The organism is Citrobacter sp. Ce119, assembly GCF_030334525.1.
GTDB lineage: Bacteria > Pseudomonadota > Gammaproteobacteria > Enterobacterales > Enterobacteriaceae > Citrobacter > Citrobacter europaeus.
Genome location: NZ_JAOWDR010000057.1, coordinates 190,824 through 208,352 on the forward strand (window position 1 = coordinate 190,824; position 17,529 = coordinate 208,352).

Here is a 17,529-nt window from a genome sequence, read left to right on the forward strand (position 1 = left end):
ATTTTGGTTATAGCCTTGGCGAATATTGTTTATTGTTATTCTGTTTTAGTCATTAATTGATATCTGAAGCAGGGGCCGCCTCAATAGCTTTTTCTTCTTTGGTCAGCCCTTTGATGTATTTACTGTATTTCCACCAGGCGAAGCCGAGGAAAATAACAATGCCACCAACGTTATAGAAAATAATGGTTATGATGTTACCGCCGGTCGGGAAGGTAGAGGCGATAAATCCGATGGTGAAAAGAACAATCAGCATCGAGACCACAATAATGCCGGTTTTTTGTGAACCCATACGGAAGTCACGCGGTAAGTGATCCAGTTTTGCGCGCAGATTCAGGTAAGCCAGCATAATAAACAGCGGCGGCAGCATCGATGCGGCGGCTGTCATGTTGATGATGGTGTTCATTAAATCCTGCACGGTATTGGAGCCGAGGGTTGGGATAATCATCAGCGGGATAACGATCAGGAACTGGATCCACGCTGCGCGGGCCGGAACGCCATTTTCATTCAGTTCGACGGTTTTTTTACCGAAAATACCCGCCGGAATTTCAGAGAAGAAGATCTTCACCGGCGTGGCGGTCCACATCAGCAGAGAGCCGAACATCGCGGTAAAGGAGACCAGGCCGACAAAGCGGTTCACGACCAGTTCCGGCAGGCCGAAATATGCCGCCAGGCCGTGGAATACCTGCACCGAACCACCGGTAAACTTCAGCTCTTTGCTGCTGACAAAGACGTTGATCAGCACCGAGGAGATGGAATAGAGCACGCCGATAAAAATCCCGGCAATGATAATGACCTTCACGAATGATTTGGAACCACCCTTGACGTCATTGACGTACACCGCCACCGACTCTGCGCCGCCTGCAGCCATAAAGATCCAGGTGGTGATACCCAGGAAGGCCCAGTTAAAATTCGGGATCATTGCGTCTACGGTGATAGGGTCAGCAGGCTGTACGCCGCCAACCAGCGCAGTACCCGCCAGTAAGATATAGGATAGCGTCAGCAGCAGCATCAACGTGGAGGTGACTGAGGTAATTGGTCCTAACATTTTTGCGCCGTTGGTCGAAACCCAGGTGGAGAAGGCAAACAGCACCATACTTAACACGGTAGTCGCGAACGGCGTCAGAATGTATTCGTAGCCTAAAAAAGCATATGAGGCGTAGGCGATAACGCGGGGCAAAAGCGAGGTAAAAAAGAACAGATTAACGAACCAGTAGGTGTAGGCGGTAATAAATGCCCAACGTCCGCCCAGCGAACTTTTTACCCATGCGTAGACACCGGCTTCGGAGTTTTTATTCAGCGAAACAAATTCGGCGATGATTAAACAGAATGGAATAAAGTAGAAAATCGTCGCGAGGAAAAACATCGGTGCGGATGCCAGACCAAGCTCAATATTATTATTGATTACGTTATTAAAACTATAAACCGCGGCAAAAGTGAGTGAAAGTAAGCCGAACTTGCCGATGGTATTGCGTTTGGTATCAGACATAGCACATCTCCGATTCCTGATTATTATAGGGTACTGGCGGCGCAACGTCGGCGCCGCCTGTGTTTTTATTTATTATGAAAATAACCATCTTCGATGGTGACTTTGAGTACGACTTTTTTCACTGCGTTATTACAAATAAAACGATAGGCCTCATGGTTGTCACAAATAACCATTTGTCCTTCGTGCACTTCTACGGTTTTTCCACAACCTTTCAGATATTCGCGATCGGTTTCATCGCGATAGTATTCAACCACCTGGAGATCCTCTTTGGCGGCATACTCTATTTTTTGCTGTCCTTGCAGGTAGTAATGGATCTCAAAATAACGACGATGGCCGGTAAACAGCGCATCGGTCGCGGAGTCTGTTTCCACGCGGTAGCTCAGGGAATCACCGATCGAGTGGGCGACGCCTGGCTGAATATTGTCAATATTTTCAATAGCCTCGACGCAGCGTTGCCATTTCCGACCCGAAGCATAGCGTTGCTGGAACTGCTCTAAGTTGTCGATGATCCTCATTTTGTATTCTCGCTGTGCAAATTCGTGGAAAAGAATCCGGTGCCAAAGGCGCGGTTGGCGGTGGTTTGAGCGCCAGACTCGCTGCCGGAAAACGGCAACAACGTGAAGCCGTAGCTGAATGATGTAAACCAGACGCGCCAGGAATCGAGCACCTCACTTCCCCACGAATTGGAACCTAGTCCCAACAACTGGTGGTCCAGATTCAGGGTGATGTCATCGCTACGCTGTAGCGCGTTGCAGTGCTGTGCGGCGAAGATATTTTCTGGCGTATAGCGCCAGGAGCTCAGGTTGACAGGGCGCTGCCCAACCACCAGAAGACCGTTGCCGTGGCGGTTGGTTAGCGTTGCCCAGCGCACGTCCTGACGATTGCCGTTGTTTTGCGGGAACGGATAATTTTCGAACATCTCATCCACGCTGCTGCGCCAGATGTCGATGATGTTGGCCTGCTGGCTATCGGCATAGTTTTCACCGGGACCACGTCCGTAATATGCCACCTGGCCCAAATCACCGTTGATGCCTATCGTGAAGCCGATGCACGGAATGATGTCCCGGTACTCTCCGTAAGGCTGGCCGGAAAGCTCTACGTTCAACTGACCGTCCGCGGCAATGCGCCAGCGATAGGTGCAGCGCATACCGAAATCGAATACCGGCGGGGCGATAATGGTCTGGCTGGTTATCAGCAGCGCATCATCGGTTTGCTCAAGGGTAAATTCGCGCAGATGCTCCTGCATAATCTGTAAATGATTCGGCTGCCAGAGGCCTTCGAACTCTTGCTTGTGGTTATCAATGGTCGGTTTGAAGAAATTAATCTTCGGCTCGCGGGTAATCAGCTCTTCGCCATTGACGTTCCAGGCGATCGGCTTACCGGTCAGCTTTGAGAAGGTCAGATGGAAGTTATAACCGCGAACGGTGAAGCTCTGGCGGCTGTCTTCCAGCGTCAGAGGGGTGGAGTTTTGCAGTCTAAACGGTACAGTAGCCGCCGTTCTGGCTTTCAGCGGAAACTGATACGTCGCGATGTGATGCCCGGCTTCGCTGTATAGCGTGCGGGAATCTTTCGTCACGCTGACGTTAAGGAACGCTTCGCGCGCATCCAGCTCCGGCAGTGCGCATTGCAGGAGCGCATCGCTGTTGGGAGGAACGTCACGTAGTTTTATCTGCTGAACAGAGAGCGTATCTCCTTCGGCGCGAACCTCAATATGCAAGGTGTAGTCGTCAAGCGTGGTGAACCACAGTTTGTTTTCTACCCGCAGTTCGCCGCGAGCCAGATCCTGTGCGCGTACTTTCACTGGCGCAATTACCTGCTTGTACTCTTGCAGTCCTGGTCCTGGGGTTTGATCGGAATAAATCAGGCCATCAAGGCAGAAGTTGTAGTTGTTCGGATAGTCGCCGTAGTCGCCGCCATAGTTGTACCAGACGTTGCCGTCGTCATCTTTGGCCTGAATCCCGTGATCGCACCACTCCCAGACATAGTGCCCCTGAATGCAATCATGCTGATAGAAGACGTTCTGATATTCCGTTAGCCCGCCGGGACCGTTACCCATGGCGTGCGCATACTCGCAGATGATGCGTGGCTTAGGATGCGGATATTCACCAAACTCATTCATCAGCGGCACGCGGGTGTACATGGTGGAGATGATATCCACCACTTCGGCGTCACGATCTTCTTCGTAATGGATCAAACGCGTGTCATCCAGCGCTTTTGCAGCGTGATACATGGCGCGGATGTTACAGCCGTATCCGGATTCGTTGCCGAGTGACCAGATGACGATCGACGGGTGGTTTTTCTGCGCATGGACGTGGCGCACGATGCGCTCAACGTAGACATTTTCCCATAGCGGATCGTCGGTTATCCGGCTGATATCGCCGATATTAGCGAAGCCGTGAGATTCAACGTCGGTTTCGGCCATCACGAACAGACCGTAGATATCGCACAATTCATAGAAGCGCGGATCGTTCGGGTAATGGGCGGTGCGTACGGAGTTGATATTGTGCTGCTTCATTAACAGCAGATCTTTTTCAACGCGATCCATACCGACCGCGCGGCCCTTAAGATGATCGTTATCGTGGCGGTTAACGCCATGCAGCATCACGTAGCGATTATTGATGTAAAACAGACCGTCGCGAACTTTAATATCGCGGAATCCGACGCGCTGTGGCACGACTTCAAGGATGTTGCCGCTGGCATCTTTCAGCGTCATCACCAGATGGTAGAGATACGGCGATTCCGCCGACCACTGCTGCGGCGCGCTGACCTTGAAATTAAACGCGGTCTGCGTTTGTTTATCCACCTTCAGGGTATTAATCACGCCGCTATGCAGCACCTGCTCAGCGTCAAACAAGGTGTATTCGAGCGACGCTATCGCCGGCGTGGCGGCCAGGTTTTCCAGCGCAATGTCGCAAGAGAGGGTGGCGTCGCGATAGTCATCATCGAACTCGGTGCGAACGGTAAAATCCTGAATATGGGTCGCCTGTTTGCCTACCAGATAGACGTCGCGGAAAATTCCCGCCGACCACCACATGTCCTGGTCTTCAACGTAGGTGGAATCAGCCCATTGCATTACGCGAACGCACAGCAGGTTGTCACCGGTGCGCACCATTGCGCTGATATCAAATTCGGCCGTCAGGCGGCTGCCTTTGCTGAAGCCAACGTACTGACCATTCACGTAAACTTCGAAGTAGGTTTCTACGCCATCAAACTTTATCAGCGTCTGTTTGCCCTGCCAGCCTTCGCTGAGGGAGAAAATGCGCTGGTAGGCTCCGGTGGGGTTATTGGTCGGAACGTAGGGGACGTCAATCGGGAAAGGAAAACCTTCGTCGGTATACTGCAGCTTACCGTGTCCTTCCATCTGCCACATGCCAGGGACGGTGATGCTGCCCCAGTCGTTCATAAATTGCGACGTAAAGGCTTCCGGCACCTGTAGCGGATGCTCAAAGAACTGAAAATTCCACTGACCGCTTAACAGCTGAAAGAGGCTGCTGGTTTCGCGGGCAAACGAGCGAGCCTGCGCAACGGAGTCATAAGAGAAAAAATATGCGCGTGGCGCTAGTCGATTTTCGTGGGTGAGCTGAATGTTTTCCCAGCGATTCATAAGGCCTCCCGGTGGAGAAAAATCGGAACCATTCATTGTAATGGTGAGTAAGTGTAATTGATGGTGATTTTAGTAAAAGTTTTACTAAAATATAGCGAATGAAGTGATTTACTTTAACTGGATCACGAAAATAATTCGGACGCAGAAAAGAATGCATGACAATGCGCGCCCGGCATCAGAAGAAACCGGGCGGGTTAACGGGGGATTTTAGCGGGTGGTGCCGCGCAGTTTCAGCTTGCTGGGAACAAAAACCAGCAGGGGAAGCGCACGCCCGTCGCGGGCTTTCTCGAAAAGCAGGTTGACGCCCTGACTGCCCATCATTTCAGAATGAATGCGAACGGTGGAAAGCGGAGGAAAGGTGAAACGCGCCGTTGGAATATCATTAACGCTTATCAGCGAAATATCCTGTGGAATGTTCAGACCACGCTCGTGGATGGCGCGCAGAACGCCAATAGCAATCGAATCTGAAGCCACAAACAGGGCGCTGGGATAGTCGGGTTTTGCCAGCATTTCTTTAGCCAGTTCATAGCCTGATGAACTGGAGAAACCGCCGCGATAGATGTCCTGTTCAGAAACGACCTGCTGGAGACGACCGTATTCGACAAACGCGGCTTCGCGGATATCGGCCTTGCCCGGCTGGTCTTCACCACCGATGAAGCCAATGCGGGTGACGCCCTGGGCAATGAAAAAGTCGATGCTCTCTTTGCTGATGCGGGCCAGATCGATATCGACGGCGTCATATTCGCTGCCGGGTTCATGGAAATCGATAAAGCAGATGTTGTCGGTAAGCGCTGTTGCCGCCTCGCGCAGAGCGGGAGAAGGCTTGCCGACAATAAGAATGCCGGTAATGTGTTTGCTCTCCGGCAGTCCACTGTGCTCATAGCAGTTGGTCAGTTCGATCCCGAGTTTCTCACACTGGGTTTCAATCCCATGGCGGATCGCGAGGTAGTAAGGATCGTTGATTTCCAAATCCTGCTGATAGCTGTAGAGCGCCAGAATATGCTGGGGGCCGAGCGCATTGGTCTGGTTCTTACGGGCGCTGCTGGTTTTGTACTCCAGCTTTTCCGCGATCTCCAGAATGCGATGCTTAGTCTCTTCTTTTACATTCAGCGTGGGGTCATCGTTTAAAACCCGGGACACTGTCGCCAGGGACACGCCAGCTTCGATTGCGATGTCTTTAAGTGTTGCCATGTTTGCCTTTTCCCTGAGTTACCTGCGCATTGTAAATGAAGTGCTTATCTATTCATCTGTTTTCAGTAAAAAAAGCATGTTTAATTGACATGCTCGGGGTAAAACCGGGCTTTCAGAGTGTGATGAGTACGTCATTTTCCCGCTTTTGAGAACAATGCCTGGAAAATATTTTGCTAGTATTTAGTAAAATTTTACCAGAGGAGAAAACAATGGATATCGTCGCATTTGCTGATTTTGCCCGAATGGAAATACGTGTTGGAAAAATCGCACAGGTAAAGCGCCATGACAATGCCGATAAGCTGTATATCGTACAGGTAGATGTTGGAGAGCGTACGCTGCAAACCGTGACCAGCCTGGTTCCTTATTACAGCGAAGAGGAGCTAATGGGGAAAACGGTAGTGGTGCTGTGTAACCTGCAAAAGGCCAAAATGCGCGGTGAAACATCTGAGTGTATGCTGCTGTGCGCTGAGACGGATGATGGCAGCGAAAGCGTGCTGTTAACGCCAGAACGGGTGATGCCTGTGGGTGTGCGGATTGTTTGAGTTAGGCTAATTGCCGGATGGCGGCTACGCCTTATCCGGCCTACAAAAGGGTATCTTTTATAGGCCGGGTAAGGTTGTTACACCTGCTCCACGCTCACCCGTAATGCTGCCAGGGCTTTGCGCGTTGCTCGCAATACCAGATCGCATTGCTCGATCGTTAACGTCAACGGCGGTTCGATACGGATCGTCTTTGCATTGTTCAGCGTGCCGGCTACCAGCACCCGCTGGCGGAACATCTCACTGGCAAAGTTATAGCCGATTTCATTATCAACAAACTCAATCGCCATCAGCATGCCCTTACCGCGTACATCATGTACCAGGTCCGGGTATTCCCGCGCAAGCTGGCGGAAACCATCCAGCAACATATCGCCTTTCTGCTCCGCCTGAGCCGGTAAATTTTGCTCCAGCAGGACGTTAATGGTGGCCAGCGCAGCCGCGCAAGCAAGCGGGTTGCCGCCAAACGTGGTGGTATGCAGGAAAGGATTGTCGAACAGGACGGAGAATACCTCTTCGGTGGCAATGGTTGCGCCAATGGGCATCACGCCGCCGCCCAGCGCTTTAGCCAGGCACATAATGTCGGGCTGCACGTTTTCGTGTTCGCAGGCGAACATTTTGCCAGTACGACCCATGCCGGTCTGCACTTCGTCAAGGATCATTAGCGCGCCAAACTCATCGCAAAGTTTACGAACGGCGGTTAAATAACCTTGCGGCGGCAGGATCACGCCTCCTTCACCCTGGATCGGTTCGAGGATCACGGCAGCGACGTCGTCACCGGTTTTTTTACACTCGCTGAGCACGGTGCGCATCGCGTTAATATCGCCAAACGGTACATGGCGGAAACCCGGCAGCAGCGGCATAAAGGGTTTGCGGAAGGTGGATTTAGCCGTGGCGGACAGCGCGCCCAGCGATTTACCGTGGAATGCGCCGCTGGTGGCAATAAACGTAAATTTACCGCGCGGTGATTGATACGCTTTCGCCAGCTTCAGAGCGGCTTCAACCGACTCGGTCCCGCTGTTACAGAAAAAACTGTATTTCAGCTTACCTGGGGCCAGTGCGGCGAGGGTTTTTGCCAGCATGGCCCGCAGAGGGTCGAGTAGCTCCTGGCTATGCAGAGGTTGTTTCGCGAGTTGATTCTGTACGGCGGAAACCACGACTGGATTACGGTGCCCCACGTTGAAAATTCCAAAACCACCCAGGCAATCGACGAACTCCTGCCCCTGGGTGTCGACAAGCGTATTCAGGCTTCCCGCTTGCCACTCTACGGCTCCGTAATCCCCGCCTGCTGTTACAGATTTTCGATACTCTAAGAACCCCGGATTGACATGCTCCTTGAAGTATTCAATCACCTCTCGGTTTAATGATTTCATTTCCTCATGATCAAGCGTGCGCTTTTCGATGAGATTCAGTGCGTGTGCGCTGCAGGCCAGGGCCGATGCGCTGGAAGGTAACCTGTTCAAAATATGCTCCCGGAGCTCGCGTATCACATGATACTGATTTAAGTATTGCAGGGATTGCGCCATTCCGGCGCGCTTAGCAAAAATCGGGATAAACACCAGGAAACATCTCATTTACGCAATATTTAATGCCAGCGCTTAACATTTGCTGGCATTTTGCCCATGTTCAGACTGAGAAAACAGATCGGAAAACCCCTTTTCTGCGCTAAAAATGAGCAATATTCGCCCTGTGACGGTGCATTGGTAGAAGTGAAATTGAATAGTTTCTGATTGAAAGTATTTTAAATCAATGGATTAGAATGCGTACAAATTTTGAGGTTTAATCGCAAATTGCGATCTAAATCAAATTTAACAACTAAAGATAAAAAAATTATCGCCGAAATAACATAAGCCGAAAGAGTTAACAACCAGATAACCTGCACAGGACGCAATCATGTCTTCTCATCCCTACGTTAGTCAGCAAAATACACCGCTGGATGATGATATCACCCTCATGTCGACTACCGATTTACAAAGCTATATCACCCATGCGAACGATACCTTTGTCCAGGTCAGTGGCTATCAACTAAATGAATTGCTCGAAAAACCGCACAACCTGGTTCGTCATCCGGACATGCCAAAAGCGGCGTTTGCGGATATGTGGTACACCCTGAAGCAGGGTGAGCCATGGAGCGGGATTGTGAAAAACCGGCGTAAGAATGGCGATCACTACTGGGTAAGGGCCAATGCGGTGCCGATGGTGCGGGAAGGGCGTGTAACCGGGTATATGTCGATCCGTACCCGGGCAACTGACGAGGAGATTGCGGCGGTAGAGCCTTTATATAAAGCGCTGAATGAAGGGCGTTGCAATCGACGAATTCATAAAGGCCTGGTGGTACGCAAAGGCTGGTTGGGTAAATTCCCGGCGCTGCCGATTCGCTGGCGAGTGCGCAGCGTAATGGCGTTTATGTTTATTTTACTGGCGGCCGCATTGCAGCAAATGGGCGCCGAATGGCCGTTACTGCTGACGAGCGTGTTGGTGATGCTTTTAGGAACGGCTATTTTCGAATGGCAGATTGTGCGTCCTATTGAGAATGTCGCCCGTCAGGCGCTTAAAGTGGCGACCGGTGAGCGGAACAGCGTGTCGCATCTTAACCGCAGTGATGAGCTGGGCCTGATGCTGCGAGCGGTCGGGCAACTGGGGCTAATGTGCCGTTGGCTCATCCATGATGTCTCCAGCCAGGTGAGTTGTGTACGCAGCGACAGTGAAACGCTGGCGAAAGGCAGTGATGATTTAAACAAGCATACGCAGCAGACCGTAGAGAATGTGCAGGAAACGGTGACCACCATGAATCAGATGGCGGCATCGGTAAAACAAAACTCTGAGACCGCCGCCGCAGCCGATAAACTCTCCATCGCCGCCAGCAGCGCGGCAACGCACGGCGGTGAGGCGATGGATACCGTCATCAAAACCATGGACGATATCGCCAACAGCACCCAGAGGATCGGCACCATTACGACGCTGATTAACGATATTGCTTTCCAGACCAACATTCTGGCTTTGAACGCCGCCGTTGAAGCTGCACGGGCAGGTGAGCAAGGGAAAGGGTTCGCCGTGGTGGCGGGAGAAGTGCGTCATCTTGCCAGTCGCAGCGCCAGTGCGGCCAATGATATCCGCAAGCTGATTGATGCCAGCGCCGATAAAGTGCAGTCCGGCTCCGATCAGGTTCACGCTGCAGGGCGCACGATGGACGATATTGTGGCGCAGGTGCAAAACGTCACTCAGCTGATCGCCCAAATCAGCCACTCAACGCTGGAGCAGTCAGATGGCCTTTCCAGCCTGACTCGGGCAGTGGATGAACTGAGCAATATTACGCAGAAAAACGCCGAACTGGTTGAAGAGAGCGCCCAGATTTCTGCGATGGTGAAGCATCGCGCTGGTCGACTGGAAGATGCTGTCACGGTGCTACATTAATATAAACCCTACAGGCGGAACGGCGGGCAAACGGGTCCCGCCTGCAGTGTAAATTAATCCAGCTGAGTAATATCCAGCGCAGCGCGATCGATAATACCGATGATTTTTTTGATCTGCGCATCGCTGGTATCACCATGATTAACCCGTAGGTCCAGCACGGCTTTGAAGTTTTCCAGCGCGCGTTTCATCTGCGGATTCTTGCGTAATTCAAAACCCACGCAGCGGGCTTTAATACGTTCGTGGATATGTTCCAGATGCTCACGGTTTTCATCCAGCCATTGCTGGCCCTGAGTCGTGATCGCAATCTGTTTACGCCCACCTTCCTCGTCGCTGATGGTGATCAGTGCCTGATCCTGCAAGAAATCCAGCGTCGGATAGATAACGCCCGGGCTCGGGGTATAGTTACCCTGAGTCAGGGTTTCAATTGCTTTAATCAGCTCATAGCCGTGGCTGGCGTCGCGGGTCAGGATATCCAGAATGACCAGGCGTAATTCTCCGTGACCGAAGAAGCGTTGGCGACGACCACCGCCCCCGCGACGGTGCCCACAACCCTGTTCGTGGTGATGTTCTTTGTTACAGCCTTCATGGCGATGTTCTTCACCTTTGCAGCAACCTGCATGGTGCTCGTTGTGGCGGCCTTCGTGGTGATGTCCTTCACCCTTGCAGCAGCCTTCGTGTTGGTGCTCAGTATGTTTGCAGCAACCTTCATGATGGTTTTGCATCATCGTCTCCTGATGTTGTTTAGATATATCTAATTTATATCTAAAAATTGTCATCTTGCAAGTCTACAAATTATATTTTGTTTAATATGATGATTATTAACAGTTTATATTGGTTGGTGCTGTCAGTCTAATCTGACGGTGACTATATCAAAAAAGTGCTTGCAATCCTCTTGATTAGCAATCATTATCATTTAAAAATGTATTTAGATATATCGTATTATCTTCACAAGGCGAAAAAAATGACAAAAAACACCTCACGCTACCCCCAGCGCGTTCGTAATGAACTGCGCTTTCGGGAACTTACCGTCCTGCGCGTAGAACGTATTAGCGCGGGCTTTCAGCGCATTGTACTGGGCGGGGACGCTCTGGACGGTTTTAGCTCACACGGGTTTGACGACCATACCAAGGTCTTTTTCCCTGAACCGGGCAGCCATTTTGTGCCGCCTGTCGTCACCGATGAAGGCATTGTCTGGGCTGACGGCGTACGTCCGTTATCCCGTGATTACACGCCGTTGTATGACGAAGCGCGCCATGAGCTGGCGCTGGATTTTTATATCCATGACGGTGGCGTGGCAAGTACGTGGGCGATGAATGCCCGTGAGGGGGACAAGCTGACAATTGGCGGACCGCGCGGTTCTTTGGTGGTGCCAGAGGATTATGCGTATCAGGTTTATGTGTGTGATGAATCGGGAATGCCCGCGCTGCGCCGACGCCTGGAGTCGCTCAGTCGTTTAGCGGTACGTCCGCACGTCACGGCGCTGGTCAGCGTGCAAGATGCAGCATACCAGGACTATTTTGCCCACCTCGACGGGTTTACTATTCAGTGGTTTATCGGTCATGACGAGCAGGCGGTGAATGAACACTTATCGCGGCTAAGCGTGCCAGCAGACGATTATTACATCTGGATCACTGGTGAAGGGAAGGTGGTCAAAAACCTGAGTGCTCGCTTTGAAACCGAGGCATTCGATCAGCAACGGGTTCGCGCAGCGGCTTACTGGCATCAACGCCGTTAATCAGTAATTAGACGGCGGAACGCCAAACGCCTGGCGGAATGCGTAGCTAAATGCCGCGGTGCTTGAATACCCCACGTCGAGCGCCACGGCGGTTACGCTTTTATTTTTCTTCAGCATTAATACGGATTCCAGAATACGCATTTTTTGCTTCCAGACGCTGAAAGGCAATCCGGTTTCTTTTTTGAAATGGCGTGAAAAGGTACGGGCAGACATACCCAGATGCTGCGACCAGTATTCAACCGAATGCTCCAGTGCGGGAGATTCTTGTATGGTTCGGCAAACTTTGTTTAATTCGCGATCCTGCGGCCAGGGTAATACAAAAGCGACTTCCGGGAGCTGCAGAATAATGTCGACCAGGACGCTGACCAGCTTGCCCTCTTTTGACTGGCTATCATAATGGCCTGAAATTGAATTCGTGGCGTAATGAATAAACTCTCTGGCGAAATCACTGATTGCCACCACTTTACATTCATTAATGCTCTCTTCAAGAAAGCCCGGATTAATATCCAGATTTTCTAAATACACATCATCCAGTGCCCAAACCGTATGCTCCGTATTATTCGGGATCCAGATGCCATAATGTGCCGGAATTATCCAGCACTTGCCGGCAACATCAATACGCATACTGCCTTTACGGGCGAAATGAAACTGTATAAAAGAGTGTGAATGCTGTGGAACATGATGGTTAGCTTCCAGGACATAAGAGCGAAAGTACACGTCCTGCGGCAGTTCCGTCATGGAGTTATCCGGGTAGAAGTTCCACTGCTTTTGCGCGAGAGTTTCCATAAATGAATCGTCAATGATCCCGATGATGTGTCTGCTACTCGATAGATCTTGTCCGCAGATCATAATACATACACCCTTTTTTCCATAATAATCTTGTGTAAGAATTTTTAGCCCACTTTTGGTAAATACCATGAATTCGCTTTGTTCAGATGCTGTGATCGTCAATGAAATAAATGATAACTGGACCCGAATGGGAAAAGAGCTGCTTTCGCAAGCGGATATCAGAATTAATGGCTCGCGAGCGTGGGACATTCAACTTCATCACACCGGTTTCTTTAAACGGGTATTGCAACAAGGCTCATTAGGACTTGGTGAAAGCTATATGGAAGGCTGGTGGGACTGTGAGCGGCTCGATATTCTGTTCTGCAAAATCCTCAAAGCAAAACTCGACCAGCAGATGCCGGGAAATCTGAAAGATATTTTACGCATTGCCAGCGCGCGCCTGTTTAATTTGCAGTCGCGGAGCCGGGCATGGATAGTCGGCAAAGAACATTATGATATTGGTAACGATCTCTTTGCGCTGATGCTTGATCCGCATATGCAATATTCCTGTGGTTACTGGAAAGATGCGACCACATTAGAAGATGCGCAAAATGCCAAATTAAAAATGATCTGCGAGAAGCTGCAGCTTAAACCGGGTATGCGTTTACTCGATATCGGTTGTGGCTGGGGCGGGCTGGCGGAGTATGCGGCACGTCATTATGGCGCGGTGGTAGAAGGCGTTACCATTTCCAAAGAGCAGCAGAAAATGGCGCAGCAGCGCTGTGAAGGTCTGGACGTTAACATTCTGCTGCAGGATTATCGCGACCTTGATAAACACTACGATCGCATTGTCTCCGTGGGGATGTTTGAACACGTCGGGCCGAAAAACTACGATACCTATTTCAGCATCGCCGACCGTTGTTTAAAACCGGACGGGCTCTTCCTGCTGCATACCATCGGTAGCAATAAAAAAGGGATGAGCGTCGATCCATGGATCAATAAATACATTTTCCCGAACGGTTGCTTACCGTCGATTTCCCATATTGCCGAGGCCAGCGAATCACGGTTTGTGATGGAGGACTGGCATAACTTTGGCAGCGATTACGATAAAACGCTGATGGCCTGGCACGAGCGCTTTAATCAGGCCTGGCCGGAGCTGTCGTCACGTTATTCCGCCACCTTCAGAAGAATGTTTAATTACTATTTATGCGCCTGCGCCGGGGCTTTCCGCGCCAGAGATATCGAGCTTTGGCAGGTACTGTTTAGCCGTGGCGTAGAGGGCGGGATCCGCGTTTATCGTTAACGTTCTGCCGGATGGCGGCGTAAACGCCTTATCCGGCCTACATAGGTTTGTACTCGTAGGCCTGATAAGCGAAGCGCATCAGGCATTTATGGCTTAGCTCAATTCACTCTCTGCCAGCGCTTTAAATACCATTGCGACGGCATGCGCGCCGGGGTCCATATTACCCAACAAGCTTTCGCTGCTCAGATACGATGCGCGACCGGCATTGGCTTTACTCGACAAACAGGTTCGTTCGGCTCCCGCTTGCGCGGCGTCGAATGCGGCCTGCAAATTTTGCGGCTGCGCGAGCAGTGAAGTCAGGGCCGGTTGCAGCGCGTCAATCATGGTGCGATCGCCTTCGTCTGCGCCGCCGTAGAACTTCATCTGCGCCAGGCCCGTATTTAATGCTTCGACAATATTTGCTCCCTGTTCCAGTTTTTGTCCGGCTGAGGTAAAGAAGATCGACATCAGCACACCGCTGGAACCGCCCATCACCACGGTCAGGCGTTCGCCAATCAACGCGAACAGCGTAGCAAGGTTATCCAGCGGCAACTGCTGGCGATGCAGCAGGCTGGCAATTTCGCGTGCGCCAGCGGCGAAGGTTGAACCGGTATCGCCATCGCCGACTTTGGCATCCAGCGCATTAAGATGGGACTCCAGATCGGAAAGGGTTGCGGTGACAAGTTCCACAATCCCGGCCACCAGGGCGTTTGCCGAGGGATGGAATTCCACGCGTGCGCTACGCTGAGATGACGGAACACAACTGATTTCACGCGGTGGGACCGGCGTCGGCCAGTTGCTGGTTTCCACTTCGGTGAGGAGCGCTTTTTCGATGCTCTCTTCCAGCACGATGGCCGTGAGAGAAAAGCCTTTCATATCCAGCGCGGTGACCAGCGAGGCCGGGCCAATCAGCCAGTCGATACGCGAGTGCAGCGGGCTGCTGGCCAGCTCGCGGGTAATGATGGCCATTTCGGCAACAGAAACACCGCCAAGATTGTTAATCATCACCGCCAGACGGCCGGTTTCAGGCAGGGCGGCCAGCAGTTTATCCACCATCAGGTTCACCACCTGCGCACTGTTCTGAGTGTCGATAACCGAAGCACCTGGCTCGCCGTGAATGCCCATCCCTAGCTCCGCGTGACCCGGATGATGACGCGGGGTCGCGTCGGTTTCTTGCGGCAGATGACAACTGGAAAGCGCAACGCCCAGGCTGAAGGTGTTGTGGGCTGCGTACTGCGCTTCACGCAGAACGGTGGCGAGGTTGTAGCCGCGTTCGGCAAAGTAACCCGCGATTTTATGCACCAGGATGGTTCCCGCAATGCCGCGTGGGTGTTTGTTATCCGGCAGAGAGATGTCGTCGCCAACAATCAGCATTTCAACGTTATAGCCAAGGCGACGCGCTTTCTCGGCGGCGAGACCGAAATTAAGACGGTCACCGGTGTAATTTTTCACGATCAACAAACAGCCCGCTTCACCGGTTACCGCCTGAATGGCGGTCAGTACCGCATCCACGCTCGGGGAGGCGAAAACGTCGCCGCAGACCGCAGCGGTTAGCATGCCTTTACCGATAAATCCAACGTGCGCGGGTTCGTGTCCCGAACCGCCGCCGGAAATGACCGCCACGTTATTTTTATCGAGATCACGACGGACTACGATACGAATGGCCGGATCGCTTTCCAGACGCGCCAGGTTATTCCACGGGCTGGCGATAATCGTACCGTCGATGACATCGCTCACGAGATGGGGGCGTTGATTAAAAAAGAATTGAGACATAACGGCTCCTCGAGGTTGAGTGAAAGACAAACCCCCGAATGCTTAGGTCATGGTGCGGAGGCGATGAAGAGATTCTGGCGAAGTCAGCGCGGAAAAAAACAACCTTAAAATGAGTTTCATTACGGAACGTGATTGTTGTTTTTTGTTCCGAAATGAAACTGAAAAAAGCAAGGAACGATCACAATGCGAGCTCGCTCGACTTTTTTCACCGGCGAACGGCGCTGGTTATCCGGCACCGTCAGCCTTTTTGTGCGGATTTTAAGACAAGCGAGTGGGTAAAAGAGAAAGTGAGATTCATGTGTGCTGGATATTTGGCGGTAAATGAACGGATCAGGATCGCAAACCTTATATTTTTTATGGATAAGCGTTCCAATATGAAACGTAGTCCGTTTTTATCTGTTTCATATCAGAACAAAAAGACGAAAGATCTTTTTGTGCACGCCTCGCCATACAGTTATTGCATCGCTCCGGTACCTCCCGTTTTCGCCATCAGCATCAGGCCAAACAGGTTAACGCCAGGGCTCACCATGTAAAAACATGTACTTATTTGAGGATGAAAGGAATGCTAAAAGTTATTCAATCTCCAGCCAAATATCTCCAGGGTCCTGACGCTTCCACCATGTTTGGTCAATACGCTAAAAATCTGGCGGACAGCTTTTTCGTGATCGCGGATGACTTCGTGATGAAGCTGGCGGGAGAGAAAGTACTCAACGGCCTGCACAACCACGACATTAGCTGCCACGCGGAACGCTTCAACGGCGAATGCAGCCATGCTGAAATTAATCGTCTGATTGCCATTTTGAAACAGCACGGTTGCCGCGGTGTGGTTGGGATTGGCGGCGGGAAAACGCTGGATACCGCCAAAGCGATTGGCTACTACCAGAAGCTGCCGGTGGTGGTGATCCCGACTATCGCGTCTACCGATGCGCCAACCAGTGCGCTGTCCGTAATCTATACCGAAGCCGGTGAGTTTGAAGAGTATCTGATCTACCCGAAAAACCCGGATATGGTGGTGATGGATACCGCAATCATTGCTAAAGCGCCGGTACGTCTGCTGGTGGCCGGGATGGGCGATGCGCTCTCGACCTGGTTTGAAGCGAAAGCCTGTTATGACGCCAGAGCGACCAGCATGGCGGGCGGACAGTCCACCGTGGCGGCGCTGAGCCTGGCGCGCCTGTGCTATGATACCCTGCTGGCGGAAGGCGAGAAGGCACGCTTTGCCGCGCAGGCTGGCGTGGTGACCGATGCGCTGGAGCGTATTGTCGAAGCTAACACTTACCTCAGCGGCATCGGCTTTGAAAGCAGCGGTCTTGCAGGGGCGCATGCGATCCACAACGGCTTTACGATTCTGGAAGAGTGCCACCATTTGTACCACGGTGAAAAAGTCGCCTTTGGTACGCTGGCGCAGCTGGTGTTGCAAAACAGCCCGATGGAAGAGATCGAAACCGTGCTGAATTTCTGTCAGAAAGTAGGCCTGCCGGTAACGTTAGCGGAAATGGGCGTGAAAGAAGACGTTGACGGCAAGATCATGGCCGTAGCAAAAGCGACCTGTGCAGAAGGTGAAACCATCCACAATATGCCGTTCCCGGTAACGCCTGAAAGCGTACATGCCGCTATTTTGACGGCAGACCTGCTGGGACAGCAGTGGCTGGAGCGTTAATCAGTCGTCGGTAGGTTTTTATCCGGCATCTTCTCCCCCTCTGACAGTCTCTGCCGGAGGGGTTGTCTATGGTTAAACAG

General features: G+C 51.7%; 13 protein-coding genes. 5 read left to right on the top strand and 8 right to left on the bottom strand.

From position 1 onward, the window contains the following. Positions 1–52: 52 nt before the first annotated feature. From OGV80_RS16570 to ebgR, 4 genes are all read right to left on the bottom strand, one after another. A complete protein-coding gene (locus OGV80_RS16570) occupies positions 53–1,486 on the bottom strand; it encodes an amino acid permease (protein WP_043017728.1) in 1,434 nt (477 codons plus the stop codon). A 65-nt stretch (positions 1,487–1,551) separates the two neighbouring features. Beyond that, complete coding sequence (locus OGV80_RS16575; RefSeq protein ID WP_003828536.1) at positions 1,552–2,001, bottom strand: beta-galactosidase subunit beta; 450 nt, start codon at positions 1,999–2,001, stop codon at positions 1,552–1,554. Beyond that, positions 1,998–5,090 (bottom strand): beta-galactosidase subunit alpha, encoded by a 3,093-nt coding sequence (ebgA, locus tag OGV80_RS16580; RefSeq protein ID WP_087052417.1) that lies wholly within the window; start codon positions 5,088–5,090, stop codon positions 1,998–2,000. The genes OGV80_RS16575 and ebgA overlap by 4 nt, the downstream gene beginning before the upstream one ends. Before the next feature lie 207 nt (positions 5,091–5,297). After that, positions 5,298–6,281, bottom strand: coding sequence for a transcriptional regulator EbgR (ebgR, locus tag OGV80_RS16585; protein WP_043017726.1), 984 nt, complete (start codon positions 6,279–6,281; stop codon positions 5,298–5,300). Between the two features lie 209 nt (positions 6,282–6,490). Here ebgR and OGV80_RS16590 point away from each other — a divergent pair, with 209 nt between their 5' ends. Further along, positions 6,491–6,823: a tRNA-binding protein gene (locus OGV80_RS16590; protein WP_043017725.1), complete on the top strand. Its 333-nt coding sequence runs from the start codon at positions 6,491–6,493 to the stop codon at positions 6,821–6,823. 77 nt (positions 6,824–6,900) lie between these two features. On the opposite strand, the gene ygjG is transcribed toward OGV80_RS16590, so the two are convergent. Then, positions 6,901–8,280: a putrescine aminotransferase gene (gene ygjG / locus OGV80_RS16595; RefSeq protein WP_167373420.1), complete on the bottom strand. Its 1,380-nt coding sequence runs from the start codon at positions 8,278–8,280 to the stop codon at positions 6,901–6,903. Between the two features lie 430 nt (positions 8,281–8,710). Here ygjG and OGV80_RS16600 point away from each other — a divergent pair, with 430 nt between their 5' ends. Next, a complete protein-coding gene (locus OGV80_RS16600) occupies positions 8,711–10,231 on the top strand; it encodes a methyl-accepting chemotaxis protein (RefSeq protein WP_087052418.1) in 1,521 nt (506 codons plus the stop codon). 53 nt (positions 10,232–10,284) lie between these two features. Here OGV80_RS16600 and OGV80_RS16605 read toward each other — a convergent pair whose 3' ends face one another. Beyond that, a complete protein-coding gene (locus tag OGV80_RS16605; protein ID WP_167373421.1) occupies positions 10,285–10,956 on the bottom strand; it encodes a PadR family transcriptional regulator in 672 nt (223 codons plus the stop codon). Positions 10,957–11,192: 236 nt separating this feature from the next. Here OGV80_RS16605 and OGV80_RS16610 point away from each other — a divergent pair, with 236 nt between their 5' ends. Further along, positions 11,193–11,966: a siderophore-interacting protein gene (locus tag OGV80_RS16610; RefSeq protein WP_043017721.1), complete on the top strand. Its 774-nt coding sequence runs from the start codon at positions 11,193–11,195 to the stop codon at positions 11,964–11,966. Here OGV80_RS16610 and OGV80_RS16615 read toward each other — a convergent pair whose 3' ends face one another. Then, positions 11,967–12,815 carry a helix-turn-helix domain-containing protein gene (locus tag OGV80_RS16615; protein ID WP_043017720.1) on the bottom strand — a complete coding sequence of 283 codons (849 nt, stop codon included), beginning with the start codon at positions 12,813–12,815 and terminating at the stop codon, positions 11,967–11,969. It abuts the gene before it with no gap. 67 nt (positions 12,816–12,882) lie between these two features. On the opposite strand from OGV80_RS16615, the gene cfa reads away from it, so the two are divergent. Then, positions 12,883–14,037 carry a cyclopropane fatty acyl phospholipid synthase gene (gene cfa, locus OGV80_RS16620; RefSeq protein WP_043017719.1) on the top strand — a complete coding sequence of 385 codons (1,155 nt, stop codon included), beginning with the start codon at positions 12,883–12,885 and terminating at the stop codon, positions 14,035–14,037. A gap of 93 nt (positions 14,038–14,130) precedes the next feature. Here the strand turns inward: cfa and OGV80_RS16625 are convergent, their stop codons facing one another. Further along, positions 14,131–15,789, bottom strand: coding sequence for a glycerone kinase (locus tag OGV80_RS16625; RefSeq protein ID WP_075145604.1), 1,659 nt, complete (start codon positions 15,787–15,789; stop codon positions 14,131–14,133). A gap of 562 nt (positions 15,790–16,351) precedes the next feature. On the opposite strand from OGV80_RS16625, the gene OGV80_RS16630 reads away from it, so the two are divergent. Next, complete coding sequence (locus OGV80_RS16630; RefSeq protein WP_047408484.1) at positions 16,352–17,449, top strand: glycerol dehydrogenase; 1,098 nt, start codon at positions 16,352–16,354, stop codon at positions 17,447–17,449. Positions 17,450–17,529: the final 80 nt, after the last annotated feature.

Coding starts and splice junctions, on each gene's coding strand:
- cfa (WP_043017719.1), top strand. CDS start 12,883: ATGAATTCGCTTTGTTCAGATGCTGTGATCGTCAATGAAATAAATGAT.
- OGV80_RS16625 (WP_075145604.1), bottom strand. CDS start 15,789: ATGTCTCAATTCTTTTTTAATCAACGCCCCCATCTCGTGAGCGATGTC.
- OGV80_RS16630 (WP_047408484.1), top strand. CDS start 16,352: ATGCTAAAAGTTATTCAATCTCCAGCCAAATATCTCCAGGGTCCTGAC.
- OGV80_RS16610 (WP_043017721.1), top strand. CDS start 11,193: ATGACAAAAAACACCTCACGCTACCCCCAGCGCGTTCGTAATGAACTG.
- ebgA (WP_087052417.1), bottom strand. CDS start 5,090: ATGAATCGCTGGGAAAACATTCAGCTCACCCACGAAAATCGACTAGCG.
- OGV80_RS16605 (WP_167373421.1), bottom strand. CDS start 10,956: ATGATGCAAAACCATCATGAAGGTTGCTGCAAACATACTGAGCACCAA.
- OGV80_RS16615 (WP_043017720.1), bottom strand. CDS start 12,815: ATGATCTGCGGACAAGATCTATCGAGTAGCAGACACATCATCGGGATC.
- OGV80_RS16600 (WP_087052418.1), top strand. CDS start 8,711: ATGTCTTCTCATCCCTACGTTAGTCAGCAAAATACACCGCTGGATGAT.
- ebgR (WP_043017726.1), bottom strand. CDS start 6,281: ATGGCAACACTTAAAGACATCGCAATCGAAGCTGGCGTGTCCCTGGCG.
- OGV80_RS16570 (WP_043017728.1), bottom strand. CDS start 1,486: ATGTCTGATACCAAACGCAATACCATCGGCAAGTTCGGCTTACTTTCA.
- OGV80_RS16590 (WP_043017725.1), top strand. CDS start 6,491: ATGGATATCGTCGCATTTGCTGATTTTGCCCGAATGGAAATACGTGTT.
- OGV80_RS16575 (WP_003828536.1), bottom strand. CDS start 2,001: ATGAGGATCATCGACAACTTAGAGCAGTTCCAGCAACGCTATGCTTCG.